The organism is Pseudomonas sp. CCI1.1, assembly GCF_034348165.1.
GTDB classification, from domain to species: Bacteria; Pseudomonadota; Gammaproteobacteria; order Pseudomonadales; family Pseudomonadaceae; genus Aquipseudomonas; species Aquipseudomonas paracarnis.
Map to the genome: position 1 here is coordinate 3267988 of NZ_CP133780.1, position 16379 is coordinate 3284366.

Annotated in this window: 15 protein-coding genes; 4 read left to right on the top strand and 11 right to left on the bottom strand. The window is 58.4% G+C overall.

What is annotated here, in order from left to right; genetic code table 11:
• Positions 1-1098 carry a DUF1513 domain-containing protein gene (locus RHM69_RS14675; protein ID WP_014719762.1) on the top strand — a complete coding sequence of 366 codons (1098 nt, stop codon included), beginning with the start codon at positions 1-3 and terminating at the stop codon, positions 1096-1098.
• Between the two features lie 211 nt (positions 1099-1309).
• Here RHM69_RS14675 and RHM69_RS14680 read toward each other — a convergent pair whose 3' ends face one another.
• The 5 genes from RHM69_RS14680 to colR all read right to left on the bottom strand — a co-directional run bounded on the left by RHM69_RS14680 (position 1310) and on the right by colR (position 5080).
• Positions 1310-1537 carry a hypothetical protein gene (locus RHM69_RS14680; RefSeq protein WP_003193932.1) on the bottom strand — a complete coding sequence of 76 codons (228 nt, stop codon included), beginning with the start codon at positions 1535-1537 and terminating at the stop codon, positions 1310-1312.
• Positions 1534-2253 carry a lipopolysaccharide kinase InaA family protein gene (locus tag RHM69_RS14685; protein ID WP_019817333.1) on the bottom strand — a complete coding sequence of 240 codons (720 nt, stop codon included), beginning with the start codon at positions 2251-2253 and terminating at the stop codon, positions 1534-1536. The genes RHM69_RS14680 and RHM69_RS14685 overlap by 4 nt, the downstream gene beginning before the upstream one ends.
• A gap of 4 nt (positions 2254-2257) precedes the next feature.
• Positions 2258-2938, bottom strand: coding sequence for a class I SAM-dependent methyltransferase (locus RHM69_RS14690; RefSeq protein ID WP_054897665.1), 681 nt, complete (start codon positions 2936-2938; stop codon positions 2258-2260).
• 188 nt (positions 2939-3126) lie between these two features.
• Complete coding sequence (locus tag RHM69_RS14695) at positions 3127-4407, bottom strand: sensor histidine kinase (protein WP_019817331.1); 1281 nt, start codon at positions 4405-4407, stop codon at positions 3127-3129.
• Positions 4397-5080 (bottom strand): two-component system response regulator ColR, encoded by a 684-nt coding sequence (gene colR / locus RHM69_RS14700; protein WP_003193936.1) that lies wholly within the window; start codon positions 5078-5080, stop codon positions 4397-4399. The genes RHM69_RS14695 and colR overlap by 11 nt, the downstream gene beginning before the upstream one ends.
• A 201-nt stretch (positions 5081-5281) precedes the next feature.
• On the opposite strand from colR, the gene RHM69_RS14705 reads away from it, so the two are divergent.
• Positions 5282-7231 carry an LTA synthase family protein gene (locus RHM69_RS14705; RefSeq protein ID WP_200600593.1) on the top strand — a complete coding sequence of 650 codons (1950 nt, stop codon included), beginning with the start codon at positions 5282-5284 and terminating at the stop codon, positions 7229-7231.
• Positions 7232-7281: 50 nt separating this feature from the next.
• Positions 7282-8007, top strand: a complete 726-nt coding sequence (locus RHM69_RS14710) for a phosphatase PAP2 family protein (protein WP_133634354.1) — start codon at positions 7282-7284, stop codon at positions 8005-8007.
• 477 nt (positions 8008-8484) lie between these two features.
• Here RHM69_RS14710 and ltrA read toward each other — a convergent pair whose 3' ends face one another.
• The 6 genes from ltrA to RHM69_RS14740 all read right to left on the bottom strand — a co-directional run bounded on the left by ltrA (position 8485) and on the right by RHM69_RS14740 (position 15832).
• Positions 8485-10176 carry a group II intron reverse transcriptase/maturase gene (gene ltrA / locus RHM69_RS14715; protein WP_071534438.1) on the bottom strand — a complete coding sequence of 564 codons (1692 nt, stop codon included), beginning with the start codon at positions 10174-10176 and terminating at the stop codon, positions 8485-8487.
• Between the two features lie 1034 nt (positions 10177-11210).
• On the bottom strand, positions 11211-12857 hold the full coding sequence (groL, locus tag RHM69_RS14720) for a chaperonin GroEL (protein WP_014719767.1): 1647 nt from the start codon (positions 12855-12857) through the stop codon (positions 11211-11213).
• Positions 12858-12907: 50 nt separating this feature from the next.
• Positions 12908-13201, bottom strand: a complete 294-nt coding sequence (locus tag RHM69_RS14725) for a co-chaperone GroES (RefSeq protein WP_003193940.1) — start codon at positions 13199-13201, stop codon at positions 12908-12910.
• Positions 13202-13448: 247 nt separating this feature from the next.
• Positions 13449-13925, bottom strand: a complete 477-nt coding sequence (locus RHM69_RS14730) for an FxsA family protein (RefSeq protein ID WP_003193941.1) — start codon at positions 13923-13925, stop codon at positions 13449-13451.
• 35 nt (positions 13926-13960) lie between these two features.
• Complete coding sequence (locus tag RHM69_RS14735) at positions 13961-14722, bottom strand: HugZ family protein (protein ID WP_200600590.1); 762 nt, start codon at positions 14720-14722, stop codon at positions 13961-13963.
• A 102-nt stretch (positions 14723-14824) separates the two neighbouring features.
• Positions 14825-15832: a DUF481 domain-containing protein gene (locus RHM69_RS14740; protein ID WP_014719769.1), complete on the bottom strand. Its 1008-nt coding sequence runs from the start codon at positions 15830-15832 to the stop codon at positions 14825-14827.
• 193 nt (positions 15833-16025) lie between these two features.
• Between RHM69_RS14740 and RHM69_RS14745 the strand changes: the two genes are divergently transcribed.
• A complete protein-coding gene (locus tag RHM69_RS14745; RefSeq protein WP_020301352.1) occupies positions 16026-16340 on the top strand; it encodes an MGMT family protein in 315 nt (104 codons plus the stop codon).
• Positions 16341-16379 lie beyond the last annotated feature (39 nt).

The following is a 16379-nucleotide window of genomic DNA, read 5'->3' on the forward strand; positions in this document are numbered from 1 at the left end:
ATGCTCAGGCGACAGGCTTTGGCGGTGGGCAGCGTGCTGCTCAGCGCTATCACCTTGGGTGGCTGGACGCTGTTCAAGCACAAAGACAAAGGCCCGCTGCTGCTGTCGGCGCGCGATGATGCCGATGGCAAGCACTACGCTGTCGGCTATCGCCTGGACGGCAAGCCGGTATTTGCCACCCAGGTCGGCCAGCGCTGCCATGACATCATCAACCACCCAACGTTGCCGATTGCGCTGTTCGTGGCCCGTCGACCGGGCACCGAGAGTTACCTGATCGACCTGCGCGATGGCAGGCTGCTGCAAACCCTCACCTCCAACGCCAACCGCCATTTCTATGGCCATGCGGTGATCCACAAGAGCGGCGACTGGCTGTACGCCACCGAGAACGACACTTCCGACCCTGGCCGCGGCCTGTTGGGTGTATATAAGTTCGAAGGTGAGCGGCTGGTGCACAGCGGCGAGATATCCACTCACGGCATCGGCCCGCATCAGGTCTCGTGGATGCCCGACGGCGAGACGCTGATCGTGGCCAACGGTGGCATTCGCACCGAAGCCGAAAGCCGGGTAGAGATGAACCTCAATGCCATGGAGCCGAGCCTGGTGCTGATGCGGCGCGACGGCAGCCTGATCAGCAAGGAAACCCTGGCCCAGCAGATGAACAGCGTGCGGCACATGGGCATCGCCAGCGATGGCACCATCCTCACGGGGCAACAGTTCATGGGCCCGTCCCAGGAGCGTTCCGAGTTGCTGGCGATCAAGCGCCCGGGGCAGCCGTTCGTGGCGTTCCCAGTGGCGGATGAACAGTTGCAGGCGATGGGGCATTACACCGCCAGCGTGGCGGTGCATAGCGAACTGCGCCTGGTGGCGTTGACAGCACCTCGTGGCAATCGCTTTTTTATCTGGGACATGGACACCGCCGAACTGCGCCTGGATGGGCCCTTGCCGGACTGTGCGGGGGTGGGTGCGGTGGCGGATGGGTTTGTCGTGACATCAGGACAGGGGCGTTGCCGCTTCTATGACTGCCGCCAGGAAAAGTTACTGGCAACACCACTGGAGTTACCGGCGGGGTTCTGGGATAACCACCTGCACTTGGTCTAAAGACCGACGACATCAAAATGTGGGAGCGGGCTTGATCGTTCCCACGCTCTGCGTGGGAATGCAACCCGTGACGCTCTGCGTCACTGGCGCTAACGGACGAGACGCAGAGCGTCTCAAGAGGCATTCCCACGCAGAGCGTGGGAATGATCATGCCTGGCGCACCATAAAAAAAGGGCCTCGCATGGCAAGGCCCTTTTCGGGGTCAATCGTTTCAACTTTGCGGCCTCATCGCTTGAGACATGCCGAACATGAATAACAGCAATTCATGGTCGGGCTTGGCCGCCACACTCGTCTTGGCAATGCGTGGCAGCAAGCATTGCCCGCCACCGTCTACCGCACTCAACACTTGTGTACGAGGTTGTTCCCATACCGCCAGGGCCAGGGCTGCAACACCCAATGCCCCGACCAGAAACAAACCTCGTGCGATTTCTAGCTTCATCTGGTTAAACCCTTGATAGCGCTGCCAAACGCCGTCTCGTAAAAGTAGCTGAGTTTTTTCCAGTCGGTATCATTCCACGACGAATGGCGACGCAATTGCAGCATGTCGTGGGACGCGGCCCGATAAGCGGTCAGACGCTGGCGGCATTTCTCAAAGTCCAGCAGCGCCACTTCCACCGTCGCCGCATCAGGCTCACCGGTCACCCGCACGAAAATGTGCTTGATATACAGGCAACCGTGTTGCCAGCGGCCTTTGTGCATACGGGCCAAGGTGCCGGCCAACTCTTGCAGCAGGCGCTCGTGGACCGCCTCGCCATACTGTTCGCGGCCACCGGCGGCGTACCAGTTTTCAATCTCGTCGAAACCGTCCAGAGACGCGGTGACCAACAGGGCTTTCCACTGGTGCTCTGGGTCGCGACGTGCTTCGCAAAACACCAGTTCCGGCACACGCACATCCAGCAAACGCAGGCCTTTGAGGGCATCACGCTCACGCAGCACGGTCGGACGCCCAAAGGGGTGCAGCCAGCTGCGGTAAATGTGGCCGGTCTGGCGCTTGCAATAGAGCAAACGGCCATTAGGGCTTATGACCCGTTGCACGCCACTTTCACCACCACGTCGGCGGTTGGGTTCTTCCACCCATTCACCCTGTTGACGCCAGAAAAAATCAAATCGTTCTTCGGGAGCTACATGACTGCCTACTACGCACTCAACTGCCATCCTGTTACCTCTTGCGCAATACATACACTCGCCACATGGCGTAGAGCGGTATGAAGTCCAGGGATTCCTGAACACGGAAACCGGCCTGCTCGAATTCTGCCTCGACAGTAGCAGCCGGTAACACAAACCGGTTTTGGTAACCTTCCTGCTCACCTTTTTTGCGACGACGCACTTCGCTGCGCTTGCGCTTCCAGGCCTTGAAATTACCGTCTACCCACAGCGAAATAATCACGCTGTCGCGGGTAACACGTTGAAACTCGCGCAATATTGTCAATCTGTGCTCTGGATCACCGATGTGGTGCATCAAGCGCATGCAGAAAATACTGTCGACGGAGTTATCTGGCAAATCGATATCAAAGGCAGACGTCTGCAAAGGGCGTACCCGTTTCACCACATCTGCCGGTTGGGCAGCGGTGGCGATCTTCAACATCGACGCCGAATTGTCAGCTCCGATAATCACACGGTTGGGTTTTTCGGCCAGTAACGGCCAGAAGCGTCCAGCGCCACAAGGCAGGTCCAACACCAGCCCCGGCTCGCCGGCCATGGCCAGCGCACCGCGCGCCAACTGCTCGTCGCGCTTGTGGGACAACCGGCGAGCCAGATTGTCCTGATGCTTGAGCAAATATTTCTGGGCGTGTTGATCGTCGTACTTATCAGAAAATTCCAGCTTGATCGGGGAAGGCATCTTACGTCTCCAGTAACTGATGCCTACGACCTTAAGCAGCGAACTGTGATCAACAGGTCAACTCGTTGTGAAAATCTTGTCCTGTCCAATTGCATACATTTCAAGACTTTACAGAAACATTCAGTAGCACCGGGCCATCTTCGCCGAAAAGCGGGCAGTCTGCATCAGCAAAACGACAGACTGAAGGGTCAGGTTTTGACTGGGCTGAGCTCCACATGAAAACGGCAGCCATTAGGCTCCATGGTGCTCAGGCTCACGCTCCAACCCTGGCTTTCGCAGATCCGCTGCACCAGTGACAAGCCGAGGCCAAGGCCCTCGCCACGCTTCTCGCTACCGCGCACGAACGGCTCGAACATCGCTTCGCGCTTCTCTTCGGGGATGCCGACACCGGAGTCCTCCACCGTGAAACCACTGGGCTCCAGGGTCAGGCGGATAAACCCGTGCTCGGTGTAATGCAGTGCGTTGCGCAGCAGGTTGCCCATCACCGCATGCAAGAAGGTGGTGTTGTAGCGGGTGTCCAGGGGGTTACCCGGCAGGTAGATCAACGCCAGGCCTTTTTTCTCGATGGGCTCGCGCCAGATACCGAGCAGGTCTTCGGCCACCTGGGTGAGGTTGCCTTGGGGTGAACTGGCAGCGTCGTCGTGTTTGGCGCGGGCCAGCATCAGGAAGGTTTGCACCAGCTCGCGCATTTCTTCACAGGCACGGGCTATGCGCTCTACCTGGTTGCGACCACGTTGATCGATGGCCGGGTTTTCGCGCAACAGTTCGCAGGAGCTGGCCAGGACCATCAAGGGCGTGCGCAACTCATGGCTCACATCGCTGGTAAACAATTGCTCACGTGACAGCGCCTGGCGTAAACGCCCCAAGGTGGCGTCGAACGCCACCGCCAGTTCGCCCACTTCATCGGCGGCGTAATCCGGCGCCAGGGGCGGTGCCAGGCCCAACAGTTGGTCACGATGACGGACCTGGCGGGCCAGGCGTACCACCGGCGCCATCACCTTGCGGGCCAGCACCCAGCCGAGGAACGCCGCCAGCGCCAGGCTGAGTACGAACCCCACCAGCACCACCGCAAACAGCACGCGCTCACGCTCTTCGAAATCGCTCTGGTCTTGCAGCAACACATAACGTCGGCCATCGACCACTTCAACCATGGCGTGGTACGACAGCGCCTCGCGAAACACCTCATGAAACCCCGGGTCCAGATGGCGCAGGTCCTTGGGCAGTTCAAAATCGCCACGCCCGCCGCTGAAATAGAACAGCTGGTCCGGCTCCGGCCGATGGTTCCAGTCTTCGACGCTGTCCATCAACAGCAGGCGTTGCAAGTCGCCGCCCAAGCCCGCCGAGATCAACTTCTCTTCCACCAGGTGCACCGTCGCGATGATGCCGATGGCGAAGGCCCCCGCCACCAACGCACTCATCAAGGCGAAGGCGATGATGATGCGCTGGGCAAGGCTTTGCTTAAACTCCATCACGACCCTCGGCCAGGCGATAACCCACACCGTGCACCGTTTGCAGTAGCGGTTTGGCGAAGGGTTTGTCGATCACTTGGCGCAATTGGTGAACATGGCTGCGCAGGCTGTCGCTGTCCGGGCAGTCGTCTCCCCACAGGGCTTCTTCGAGAACTTCCCGACGCAGAACGTGCGGGCTTTTCTGCATCAGCACGGCGAGCAGTTTCAGACCCACGGGGTTGAGCTTGAGCAGGCGCCCTTCGCGGGTGACTTCCAGCGTATCGAGGTCGTAGTTCAGGTCACCCACTTGCAGGGCACGACGCCCGCCACCCTGGGCACGGCGCAACACCGCTTCGATACGCGCAGCCAGTTCCGACAAGGCGAAGGGTTTGAGCAGGTAGTCATCGGCGCCAGACTTGAAGCCCTGCAGCCGGTCGTCCAGTTGGTCGCGAGCGGTAAGCATGATTACCGGAGTGTCACGGCGCGCGTCTTCGCGCAGGCGCTTGCACAGGGTGTAGCCATCGATGCCGGGCAACATGATGTCGAGCACGATCAGGTCGTAATGCTCGGTGGCCGCCAGGTGCAGGCCCGACAAACCGTCCTGCGCACAGTCCACTGTGTAGCCTTTGAGCCCCAGGTAATCGGCCAGGTTGGCGAGGATATCGCGGTTGTCTTCAACCAATAGAATTCGCATGGGCAGTGTCTCCGTACGCGGTAACGGCCGTGTTGGCTCGCGCAGCTTAAGGCCAAGCGGGGCTCAGGGATAGAGCGCAGAGCCCCGCTGATAAAGGTTTTCAACTGTTTGCAGAGCCGAACAAGTTTTTCACTATAGCTTCACAAACTGACTACAGCCTCAGGAAGAAGATCGCCCCCCATTGATCTAAGGAACATAGACATGGGTTTTTTCAAAACCGCGCCAATGCGTTATTTGCTATTGATCACCGGGGCCTGGTTAGTGGTTTTCCTGCTCACCCGCAGTGTGCTGCTCATCAGTCACCTGGATGAAGTCGGCGGCAACCTGCTGCCGGTGTTTGGCGTAGGTGTGCTCTACGACCTGGCCTTCCTCGCCTACGCAGCCTTGCCGCTTGGCCTGTATTTGCTGCTCTGCCCGCCAGCCCTGTGGCGCCGCCGTGGCCATCGCTGGTTCCTGCAAGCGGTGCTGACTGTCAGCCTGTTCGCCATGCTGTTCACCTCGGTGGCCGAATGGTTGTTCTGGGATGAGTTTGGCGTGCGCTTCAACTTTATCGCTGTCGATTACTTGGTGTACTCCGATGAGGTACTGAACAACCTGCTGGAGTCTTACCCGATCGGCAAGCTGCTGAGCCTGCTGGCGATGCTTGCACTGATTCTGAGCGTGGCTCTGCGCAAGCCCTTCAATGCCGCGATGGCAGCGCCCGTGCCTGCGCTGCGTGGCCGTTTGGTCAACGCCCTGGGCCTGCTGGTGCTCGCCGGCCTCAGCCTGCAACTGGTCAGCCAGGACAGCCCACGCACCCAAGGCGGTAACGCGTACAACAACGAATTGGCCAGCAACGGGCCTTATCAGTTCTTCGCCGCCTTCCGTAACAACGAACTGGATTACACCCAGTTCTACAAAAGCCTGCCGACCGACGTCGTCGCCAAGCAGTTGCGCGCCGAACTGAGTGAGCCCAACGCCCGCTTTATCGACCCGGACCCGCTGGATATTCGCCGTGCCATCACCAACCCCGGCACACTGCGCAAGCCCAACATCGTACTGGTGACCATCGAGAGCTTCAGCGCCAAGTACATGGGCAGCAATGGCGATGCGCGCAACCTCACGCCCAATCTGGATGCATTGCGCCAACAGAGCCTGTACTTCAATAACTTCTACGCCACCGGTACGCGCACCGACCGAGGCCTGGAAGCCATTACCCTGGCAGTCCCGCCGACGCCGGGACGTTCGATCGTCAAGCGCATCGGCCGCGAAAGCGGGTTCGCCAGCCTGGGGCAACAGCTCTCGGCCATCGGTTATGACAGCGTATTTGTCTACGGCGGGCGCGGTTACTTCGACAATATGAACGCGTTCTTCAGCGGCAACGGTTATCGGGTCGTGGACCAGAGCAGCGTGCCAGAGTCGGAGATCTCGTTCAAAAACGCCTGGGGCATGGCCGACGAAGACCTGTTCAAACAGACCTTGAAACTGGCCGACGCCGATTACGCCAAGCAGCAGCCGTTCTTGCTGCAACTGATGACCACCTCCAACCATCGCCCTTATACCTACCCGGACGGGCGTATCGATATCAAGTCCGGCAAGGGCCGCGACGGCGCGGTGAAATACACCGACTACGCCATCGGCCAGTTCCTCGAAGCTGCACGCCAGAAGCCGTGGTTCGATAACACGATCTTCGTGTTCGTCGCCGACCACACGGCCGGCAGCGCGGGCAAGGAAGACCTGCCGATCACCAACTACCAGATACCGCTGTTTATCTACGCGCCCAAGCTGATCGACGCACGGGAATCCGCCCAACTGGCCAGCCAGATCGACCTGGCGCCGACCTTGCTGGGCCTGCTCAACCTGAGCTACGAATCAACATTCTTTGGCCGCAACCTGCTGCAAGACAACCCATTGCCTGCACGGGTAGTGGTGGGCAATTACCAGCACCTGGGTCTGTTCGATGGCAAGGACCTGGCAATCCTCAGCCCGCGCCAAGGCTTGCGTCGCCACGACCAGGCCTTGGGCGAGAGCCAGGAGCTGCGCGTCGGTAGCGATGACCCCTTGATTCAACGGGCGATCACCTACTACCAGGCCGCCAGTTATGACTACAAACAGCAACTGCTGAGCTGGAAAGCGCCCAAGGAAGAGGCTCCAGTCTTAAGCAAACGCTAATCAAAAAGCCCCGTGCAGGTGAGCACGGGGCTTTTCTACCAAGGTTCGTGATGAAATCCGCCTCCTCTTTACCGGTTTCCAAACCGCTTGATTTTTGGCTGTGCCTGGGCCTGCCTGCCAGCGCTGCGGTGGCCTTGCTGTTGCTTGAACTGACGTCACTGGACATGGACCTGGCCAGGCATTTCTATAGCGCAGAGGCTGGCGGCTTCATTGGCCGCTATAGCTTCTTCCTTGAAGACATCCTGCATGACCGTGCCAAGCAACTGGTGATCCTGTTTTCGGTGCTGGCGATTCTGGGTCTGGTCGGCAGCTTCATCCTGCAGCGGCTCAAGCCGTACCGCCGTGAACTGGTGTGCCTGGTGCTGTCGCTGGGAATGGCGACGGCGTTCGTGTCGCCATTGAAAACCATCACCGCCGTGCAATGCCCCTGGAGCCTCAAGGAGTTCGGCGGCCAGGAAACCTACAGCGAACTGCTCAGCCCGCGCCCGCCGACCGATAAACCCGGCCGCTGCTGGCCCGGCGGGCATGCCGCCACCGGGTTTGCCTTGTTCGCCTGGTTCTTCGCGCTGCGGGATCGACGGCCACGGCTGGCGCGCTACGCGTTCATCTTTGCTGTCGGCCTGGGCAGCGTGTTTTCAGTCAGCCGTATGCTGCAAGGGGCGCATTTCTTTTCCCACAATGTGTGGACAGCGATCTTTTGCTGGCTGATCTGCCTGGGGCTGTATTGCTTGTTGCTGTACCGGCCTTCACGGCAAGCCGTAATGCCGGCCAGTTAAACGAATGCAACGAAGATCAAATGTGGGAGCTGGCTTGCCTGCGATTGGCCATAAGTATCGACACAACTTTGCAGCGGTCGACGGCAACTACAACCTCGATAACCACGCTGGTCGAACGCAGGCTTGAACTCCTGGTAACCCGGCAGGATGCCGGGTTAGCCGCCGTCAGGGCGGCCCCTAGATGGCCGTTGCCTGACTAACGGATATGAACGCGCTCTGATCCAACATTCCTGCAGGCTGGCAGGCCGTCTTCGCAGGCAAGCCAGCTCCCACATTTTGACCGCCGTGCATCAGTTAGATAAGCGTGGCTGTCAGGCCGCCGTCGGGTGGGTACAGCCGTGCATAAAAAAGCCCCGCCTGCATCACTGCAGGCGGGGCTTTTTATAGCGCCGGGTAGGCTGGCTGTCGGGTAAGAAACGGCCATTACTGACCGTCCCTCCCCTAAGAACTGTACGTGCGAGTTTCCCCGCATACAGCTCAAGCCTTTGTAAGCCCTTTCTCAGTTGAAAGAGCCGGTGCCGCACTGTGTAACTGTCGATGACAGTTGGGATGCAACAACACCAGATTGCCCAGCTCGTCGCATCCGCCCTTGTGCCGCTCGATAACATGGTGAATGTTCCACCCGCTTTCGAACGTAATCAACTGCTTGCACATCGGGCAGCGCTTGCTCTGGCCAAGCCACAGCGTCAGCGTCTTCCGCTTCCCCTCGTCCGAGCTTCGCCACGCATATTCCAGCCGTTGCTCGAAGTACATCTCGTCCTCTGGGGCGTATGGGTTAGCCTCCGCCTTGATCTTGGTGTGCCGCTTGATCGGCGTATCGCTGGCGTACAACAAGTGGAGCAGTTTGCCGCTGGGGTGTAGCCCGGAGAATACCCAACTACGTGTTCCCACGCGCTTGAAGTATTTTTCCTTGATCCAACGTTTGCAGCGATTCAGATGTCGCCGCCTGCACCATCGCCATAGCAATTTCCAGATCCTGTAATCCACGTAGTTGAAGGTCTGCTTGGCGACAATCGGCCGATGATAATTGGCCCAACCCCGAATAACTGGATTGAGCTGCTTGATCAACAGGCTGGCCGGTGCCGCTTTGTTCGCTTCAACCAACGCCTTAACCTTGGCCAGAAATGCTTTCACGTTCTTGTGGGCTGGCTTTATCAGCAGCTTGTCACCGTACTTGCGAATATTCTGACCGAGGAAATCGAACCCATCCGATACATGCGTGAACAACGTTTTCTCCACCGCAAGGCTCAACCCCCGCTCGGCCATGAAGGCTTCGACGAGTGGCTTCACCTCGTTTTCCAGCAGCTCTTTCGAGATGCCGGTGATGACGAAATCATCTGCGTATCGCACATAGTTGACCTTGGTCTTGTAGCTGGCTTTGGTATTACGCTGCCCGAACCGAGATTCGAGCTCCTTTTCCAGTCCATCAAGGGCCAGGTTGGCCAATACGGGCGAGATGATCCCTCCTTGCGGAGTTCCCGCCCCTGTCGGATTCAATCGACCGGATTCCAAATATCCCGCTTTCAGCCATTTCCTTAGAACCACTTTGTCCATCGGGACGTTAGTGATCAGCCAGTCGTGACTGATGTTGTCGAAACATCCCTTTATATCGCCCTCCATGACCCACTGCGCAGAATGCTTGCGACCGAGATTGACGAACAATTGCTCGATTGCATCTGCCGTGGAACGGTGAGGGCGAAAGCCATAGGAATTTCGGTCGGCTGTGGTCTCAGACACCGGTTCAAGTGCCAGCAGGTATAACGCCTGCATCGCTCGATCCAGCATCGTCGGAATCCCCAGCGGTCTACGCTGGCCATTTGCTTTGGGAATGTAAATCCGCCGCAGTGGCCGGGGCTTGTAGCCCCTGCGCTCTAACCGAAAAACTGCCTTCCATTTGCTTTCAGGCGTGCTCCAGGTTTCCCCATCGACGCCGGGAGTCCTGCGACCCCGGTTTTCAGTGACCCGTTTAACCGCCAATACCTTGGCGGCAAACGAGCGAACCAGCATACGCTGCAAGGTTTTCACCTGCCGCCATTGCTGATTCTTGGCTGCCTTCGCGATCCGTACCTGTAGCCCTCGCACCTGTCGATGACCTGTTTCCCAGTCTATCGAATGCCAACTGATGGCCAGATGGGAGGACGCAGGTACTTCTATTTCAGACGCACTCATCTTGCTTTTCCTCCAGAGAAGATTTCCCCAGAGGGCAGTAGACGCACGTCGCCCTTGTGGGGGAGTGAGTACACTGCCCCGCAAGGGATTTCTATGAGTTAGACGCAGCCGGTCAAACCGACAAACGTCTGTTCTTGATGGCTTTACAGGCCTTCTCGCGATCAAAGACCAGTCGGAAGTCAGCACCGTTTCCAGTCAGGGCAGAGCCCTTATCCAACCCCATTACAGGGAGGCATTCGCTTTTTCCGACATCCTCTACCCGCATTTTCAACAGTCTTCCTCACGGTCGACCTGCCTTGCCATACAGGCCAATGGCGAAAATACGGGCTTACCGAGTTCCATAACCGTCACAAGGATGGGTTAGGCCCTGCCTATTCACCGATGACTCAATGTCAGCGTGCCCCCAGATGTAAAAGGGACAACCAGTCATGCACCATTTTGGTCAAAGCCTATCAGCAACTTTGGCTCCATGCGGTTGACGGTGTTTATCAGCAGTTCACTTACGTTGGCCATACCAACCAGCCTAGCGTCTCACCCGCGTGTTGCTCGCAGGGTCTGCATGGTGCCTCGCGGCGACCACACACCACAGAATCATGGGACTACATTGTCAGGAAGCTTCGCACCCCGCCGTTACCAGCGACGCACTATCCCTAGGCTACTTTTGGCTGAACAAAAGGTCTCGCGCCCCTCTACCTTGCGGTTTCCGGGTGAGACAATGACAGCTATGGCTTGCGCCCTATAGATAGGAGCAGGCCAGCTCTTTGGACACGATTTCCCATACCTCCCTCGCAGTGATTCAAAATCTGCAAGCTCAGTACGCATATCGTTCTGATGATTTCCAGAGAGAAAATCACGATATATAGGCGACATTACGCCGAATTCTAAGCACCTTGTGAGTGCCGGAAATCCGGGTTTTGACGCCCGGACTTCGGGTTTTTTAAGCTGTTTCTGCGGGAAAGTGATCACCGGTTCAACCGGTGATCACCTAAGATGTAGCCCGCTAGGTGCTTCTACCTATAGCGACTCTCGTCGCACTACATCATGCCGCCCATGCCACCCATGCCGCCCATGTCTGGCATACCGCCGCCAGCCGAGCCTTCTTTCTTCGGTGCTTCAGCGATCGCAGCTTCGGTGGTCAGGATCAGACCGCCGATGGAGGATGCTGCTTGCAGCGCGGAACGAGTCACCTTGGTTGGATCCAGGATGCCCATTTCGATCATGTCGCCGTACACGCCAGTCGCAGCGTTGTAACCGTAGTTACCTTTGCCGTTCTTGACTTCGTTGACCACAACGCTTGGCTCGTCGCCGGAGTTGGCAGCGATCTGGCGCAGCGGTGCTTCAACGGCACGACGCAGTACAGCGATACCGACGTTCTGGTCAGCGTTGTCGCCGGTCAGCTCAGTCAGGGCTTCCAGAGCACGGATCAGCGCAACGCCACCGCCAGGTACCACGCCTTCTTCAACGGCTGCACGGGTTGCGTGCAGGGCGTCTTCAACGCGGGCCTTCTTCTCTTTCATTTCAACTTCGGAGCCAGCGCCAACCTTGATCACTGCAACGCCGCCAGACAGCTTGGCCAGGCGCTCTTGCAGTTTTTCACGGTCGTAGTCCGAGGAAGTCTCGGCAACCTGTGCACGGATCTGAGCGATACGGGACTCGATGTCGCCTTCAACGCCAGCACCGTCAACGATGATGGTGTTTTCCTTGGACAGGGTCACGCGCTTGGCGCTACCCAGGTTTTCCAGGGTGGCGCTTTCCAGGCTCAGGCCGATCTCTTCGGAGATAACGGTACCGCCGGTCAGAACGGCGATGTCCTGCAGCATGGCCTTGCGACGGTCGCCGAAGCCTGGAGCCTTGACGGCTGCAACCTTGACGATGCCACGCATGTTGTTCACAACCAGAGTCGCCAGGGCTTCGCCTTCAACGTCTTCAGCCACGATCAGCAGTGGGCGGCCGGCTTTGGCAACGGCTTCCAGCACTGGCAGCATTTCGCGGATGTTGGAGATCTTTTTGTCGACCAGCAGGATCAGCGGGCTGTCCAGCTCGGCAACCATGGTGTCCGGCTTGTTGACGAAGTACGGGGACAGGTAGCCACGGTCGAACTGCATGCCTTCTACAACCGACAGTTCGTTTTCCAGGCCCGAGCCTTCTTCAACGGTGATCACGCCTTCTTTACCGACTTTTTCCATGGCTTCGGCAATGATGTCGCCGATGGAGCTGTCGGAGTTGGCAGAGATGGTGCCTACCTGAGCGATGGCCTTGGTGTCGGCGCATGGCTTGGACAGGTTCTTCAGCTCTTTGACGATGGCGATGGTCGCCTTGTCGATACCGCGCTTGAGGTCCATCGGGTTCATGCCGGCAGCAACGGCCTTCAGGCCTTCGTTGACGATCGACTGAGCCAGTACGGTTGCGGTGGTAGTACCGTCACCTGCGTCATCGTTGGCACGGGAGGCAACGTCTTTGACCAGCTGCGCGCCCATGTTTTCGAAACGGTCTTCCAGTTCGATTTCTTTGGCGACGGAAACGCCGTCCTTGGTGATGGTCGGAGCGCCGAAGCTCTTCTCGATGATCACGTTACGGCCTTTCGGGCCCAAGGTCGCTTTTACTGCGTCAGCCAGTACGTTGACGCCAGTGAGCATTTTCTTGCGGGCGGAGTCGCCGAATTTAACTTCTTTAGCAGCCATGATCGATATTCCTTAAATACTTTGTAGTAACGGGAAAATGAGCGAGGAAATCAGTCTTCCAGAACGGCGAGAATTTCGTTCTCAGCCATTACCAGCAGGTCTTCGCCGTCTACTTTCACAGTGTTGCTGCCGGAGTAAGGGCCGAAAACAACCTTGTCACCCACTTTCACGGCCAGTGCGCGTACATCACCGTTCTCCAGGGTTTTGCCTGGGCCAGCAGCGACGATCACACCGTGGTTGGCTTTTTCAGCAGCCGAACCTGGCAGAACGATCCCGCCAGCGGTTTTCTTTTCTTCTTCGCTGCGACGGATTACGACGCGGTCGTGCAGAGGACGAAGCTTCATTGTCGATCTCTCCTAATTGTGTTTTTCATCGGCCGGTATCAATTCCGGCGGGTTAAATTCCGGCGGTGCCGGTCGCGGCTCGCGGGGCGAGACGCGGAAGTCTGTCTGATGTCACCACCAGAAACCTTGCGGTGACCGTTACATAAGGGCGCCCAGGCTTATTACAAGGGGCCGAGGATGAAATTTTTTGTGTCGGCTCAAGGGTAAATGCAACACGGCACCCGAAGGTGCCGTGCCAGTGAAGCGGTTACTTAGGGTCGCGGTGTTCGAACTCGCCTTCGATCACATCACCTTCACGCCCCAGGGGTTGGCGTGGAGCCGGGCCACCACGGGGTTGCAGGTCGTCGGCGAACGCACGCTGGCGCATCGCGGCCTCTTCAGCACGCTGGCGCATTTTGCCGGCCAGCAGCTTGCGGGTGAACGGCAGCAACAGCACCAGGCCGAGCACATCGCTGATAAAACCCGGCAGGATCAGCAGGCCACCGGCCAGGGCCATCATCAGGCCTTCAAGCATGGTCTGGGCCGGCAGTTCGCCGCGGTTCAGGCTTTCACGGGCACGCAGCGCGGTGGCCAGGCCGGCGACACGCAGCACCAGGACGCCGAGCATGGAGCCTACGATGATCAGCAACAGTGCCGGGAAAAACCCGATCGCACCGCTGACTTTAACGAATACGAACAGCTCCAGCACCGGGAACAGCAGAAAGAGCAATAAAAAAGGGCGCATCAAATGGTTCCTCAACGCAAGAATGCCTTGCCAGTTCACCTTAGATGACGTCGCCGTTGTGTGAATTCAAGCAGTAGCCGCGGTTTTTTCGGCCAGACTTCAGCGTGCGCCAATGAAACCAGGGCTTCACGCACTTGTGTCGGCGTATTGCAGGGCTCGGCAAACCCTAGCCAATGTAACGATTGGCCAATGCGCAGGTGCATGCCTTCGCTGTCGATGCCGGCCAACTGTGCAGGCTCGGTGGTCGGCAAGCCGCCCAGCTCGACGTAATGGGCGATGGCCTTGGTGTGATCGCTGTTCATGTGCTCGATCATGCTGCGCTCGGCCTTGCCCGCAAACGGGTTGGCCAAGGTTAACTGGTCGACCCAATGGATCGCGCCAAACCCACCGATGTAACGGTGACGGACGGGGTTGAGCACCCAGAAATCGAAATCGTGGGCCTTGTGGTAGTTGGCCGAATCAGGGAAGTAGCGGTAGTAGCGCTCGGCCGCAGCTTCGATGGCGGCGGGGTCTTCCAGCTTCTCGGCTTCGGCCAGGTAGGTCAGGCGCCCCACGGCTTGCACATCATCGGCCTCGCGCTCACCCACCAACAGCGAACACTTGGGATCTTTTTGCAGGTTGTGGGTGTGCTGGGCAATGCGGCTGATCAGGATCAGCGGGCGGCCCTGCTCGTCCAGGCAGTAGGGCACCACCGAGCCAAAGGGAAAGCCGGGCATGGCTTTGGACTGTGTGGCGAGCGCCCCACGGTATTCCTTGAGCAACAGCTCTCGGGCGTTCTTGGCAACCTGCGTGCTCAATAGATGACTCCTCGGGTGTTCCGCCGCCCATGGCATATGGGAATGGATCTCAACACAAGGTAATCAATATCTGCGCAGGTTGCCAGAGTGGCCGACGCCGGTTTACCAGGCCACGCCGAAGCCTGCGGTGTAACGGGTCTTGCTCAAGCTGCTATCGGAGTCGCCGCTGATGACGTCACGCTCGGCCTTGAGATTGAGGGACGCCCATTCGGTGACTTTGTAGCGCAGGCCCATCTCGGCATCCAGGGAGTAATCGGCCGGGCCGTCCAGAGGCTTGCCCAATTCGCCGTTGGTGAAGAACTCCACGGTCTTGCCCACCAAGTAGCGGTTGTAGTTCCACTTCATGGCCAGAGAGTAGAAGTTGTCCTTGCCGCCGTCGGCATATTCGTAATCGGTACGGTTGACCAGCGATCCGAGGGAGAACGCGCCCAACTCATCGTCCCAGAACTGGTAGCCCGGGCCGGTACCCACGGTGCGCTGGCGCGCCAGGTCTTCGACCTTGTCGCGCTTATAAGTCAGGCGCCCCTGCCAGAACCAGTGCTCGGTGATAAAACGGTCCAGGTCGTATTCCAGGGCCCAGTTGTCGGTGGTGGTGACGTCGTCCTGGAACTCCCGGTTATATTCGCCCTTGCCCGTATGACGCCACTGGCCGTGACGGGCCGAGGTCTTGAAGTCGATGTCGTAGTCGTTGGTGTCTTTGTCCGCGCGTTTGTAGTCCAGCGCCAGGTCGACATTACCCTTCCACACCAGGTCTTCGATCACGGGCTTGGGCTTCATGATCTGTTGGATACTTGCCAGTTCCACCGTCTTGGGCGCCTCGCCATTGGCCAGCACCACCTTGCCGTCATCCGATGCCTGCAAGGACTTGGCCTTTTCACCGCTGTAGGCGTCCTGCTTGACCAGCAGCTCCTGGTCACTTTCCAGGGTTTTGACCTGCTTCCAGTCCACCGGAATGGAGCCTGCGTAGGTGGTTTGGATCAGCAACTTGCCACCGTCGAAGACTTTTATCTTGCCAGTGAGCCGGTCACCGTTTTTCAACCAGACGGTATCGGCAAGCAAGGGCGTGGAAGCACTGAAAACAGCAAGGCACAACAGGGTTCTGGACAACATAAGCAGGTACGGGGCTCAGGATAGGCGAAAAAAGGGGCGTTATAGTGTTACATGGCTAGAACTGACTCAAGGATTTATATTGAGTTCAATACTCATCGTCATGTTTACAGACGTTTCTGACAAAACAACGACGATCTCAACGGATATCTCCACAGTGATCCCACCTGCAGATGCACCACAAAGCCCTGCCGGGATGCGCCGCACCGCCTTGTACCTGACGTTATCGCAGGTGCCCGAAGGCTGCGTGGTGAGTTACGGCGAGCTGGCCCACCTGGCGGGTCTGGGCCGTGCTGCCCGCTGGGTCGGGCGCACCCTGAGCCAGTTGCCGCAAGACACGCGGTTGCCCTGGCATCGGGTGCTGGGTGCCGGTGGTCGGATAAGCCTGCCGGTGGGCAGTGCCTCGGGCGACGAACAACGTGCGCGTTTACGTAGCGAAGGCGTCACTATCCTGAACAATCGTGTTGATATTCAGCGTCATGGCTGGCGCCCGGTAGAGCACAGCGGTTAGAGTGCGCGCTTTGTTTCCGCAAATCTGAGGCAGACTCCA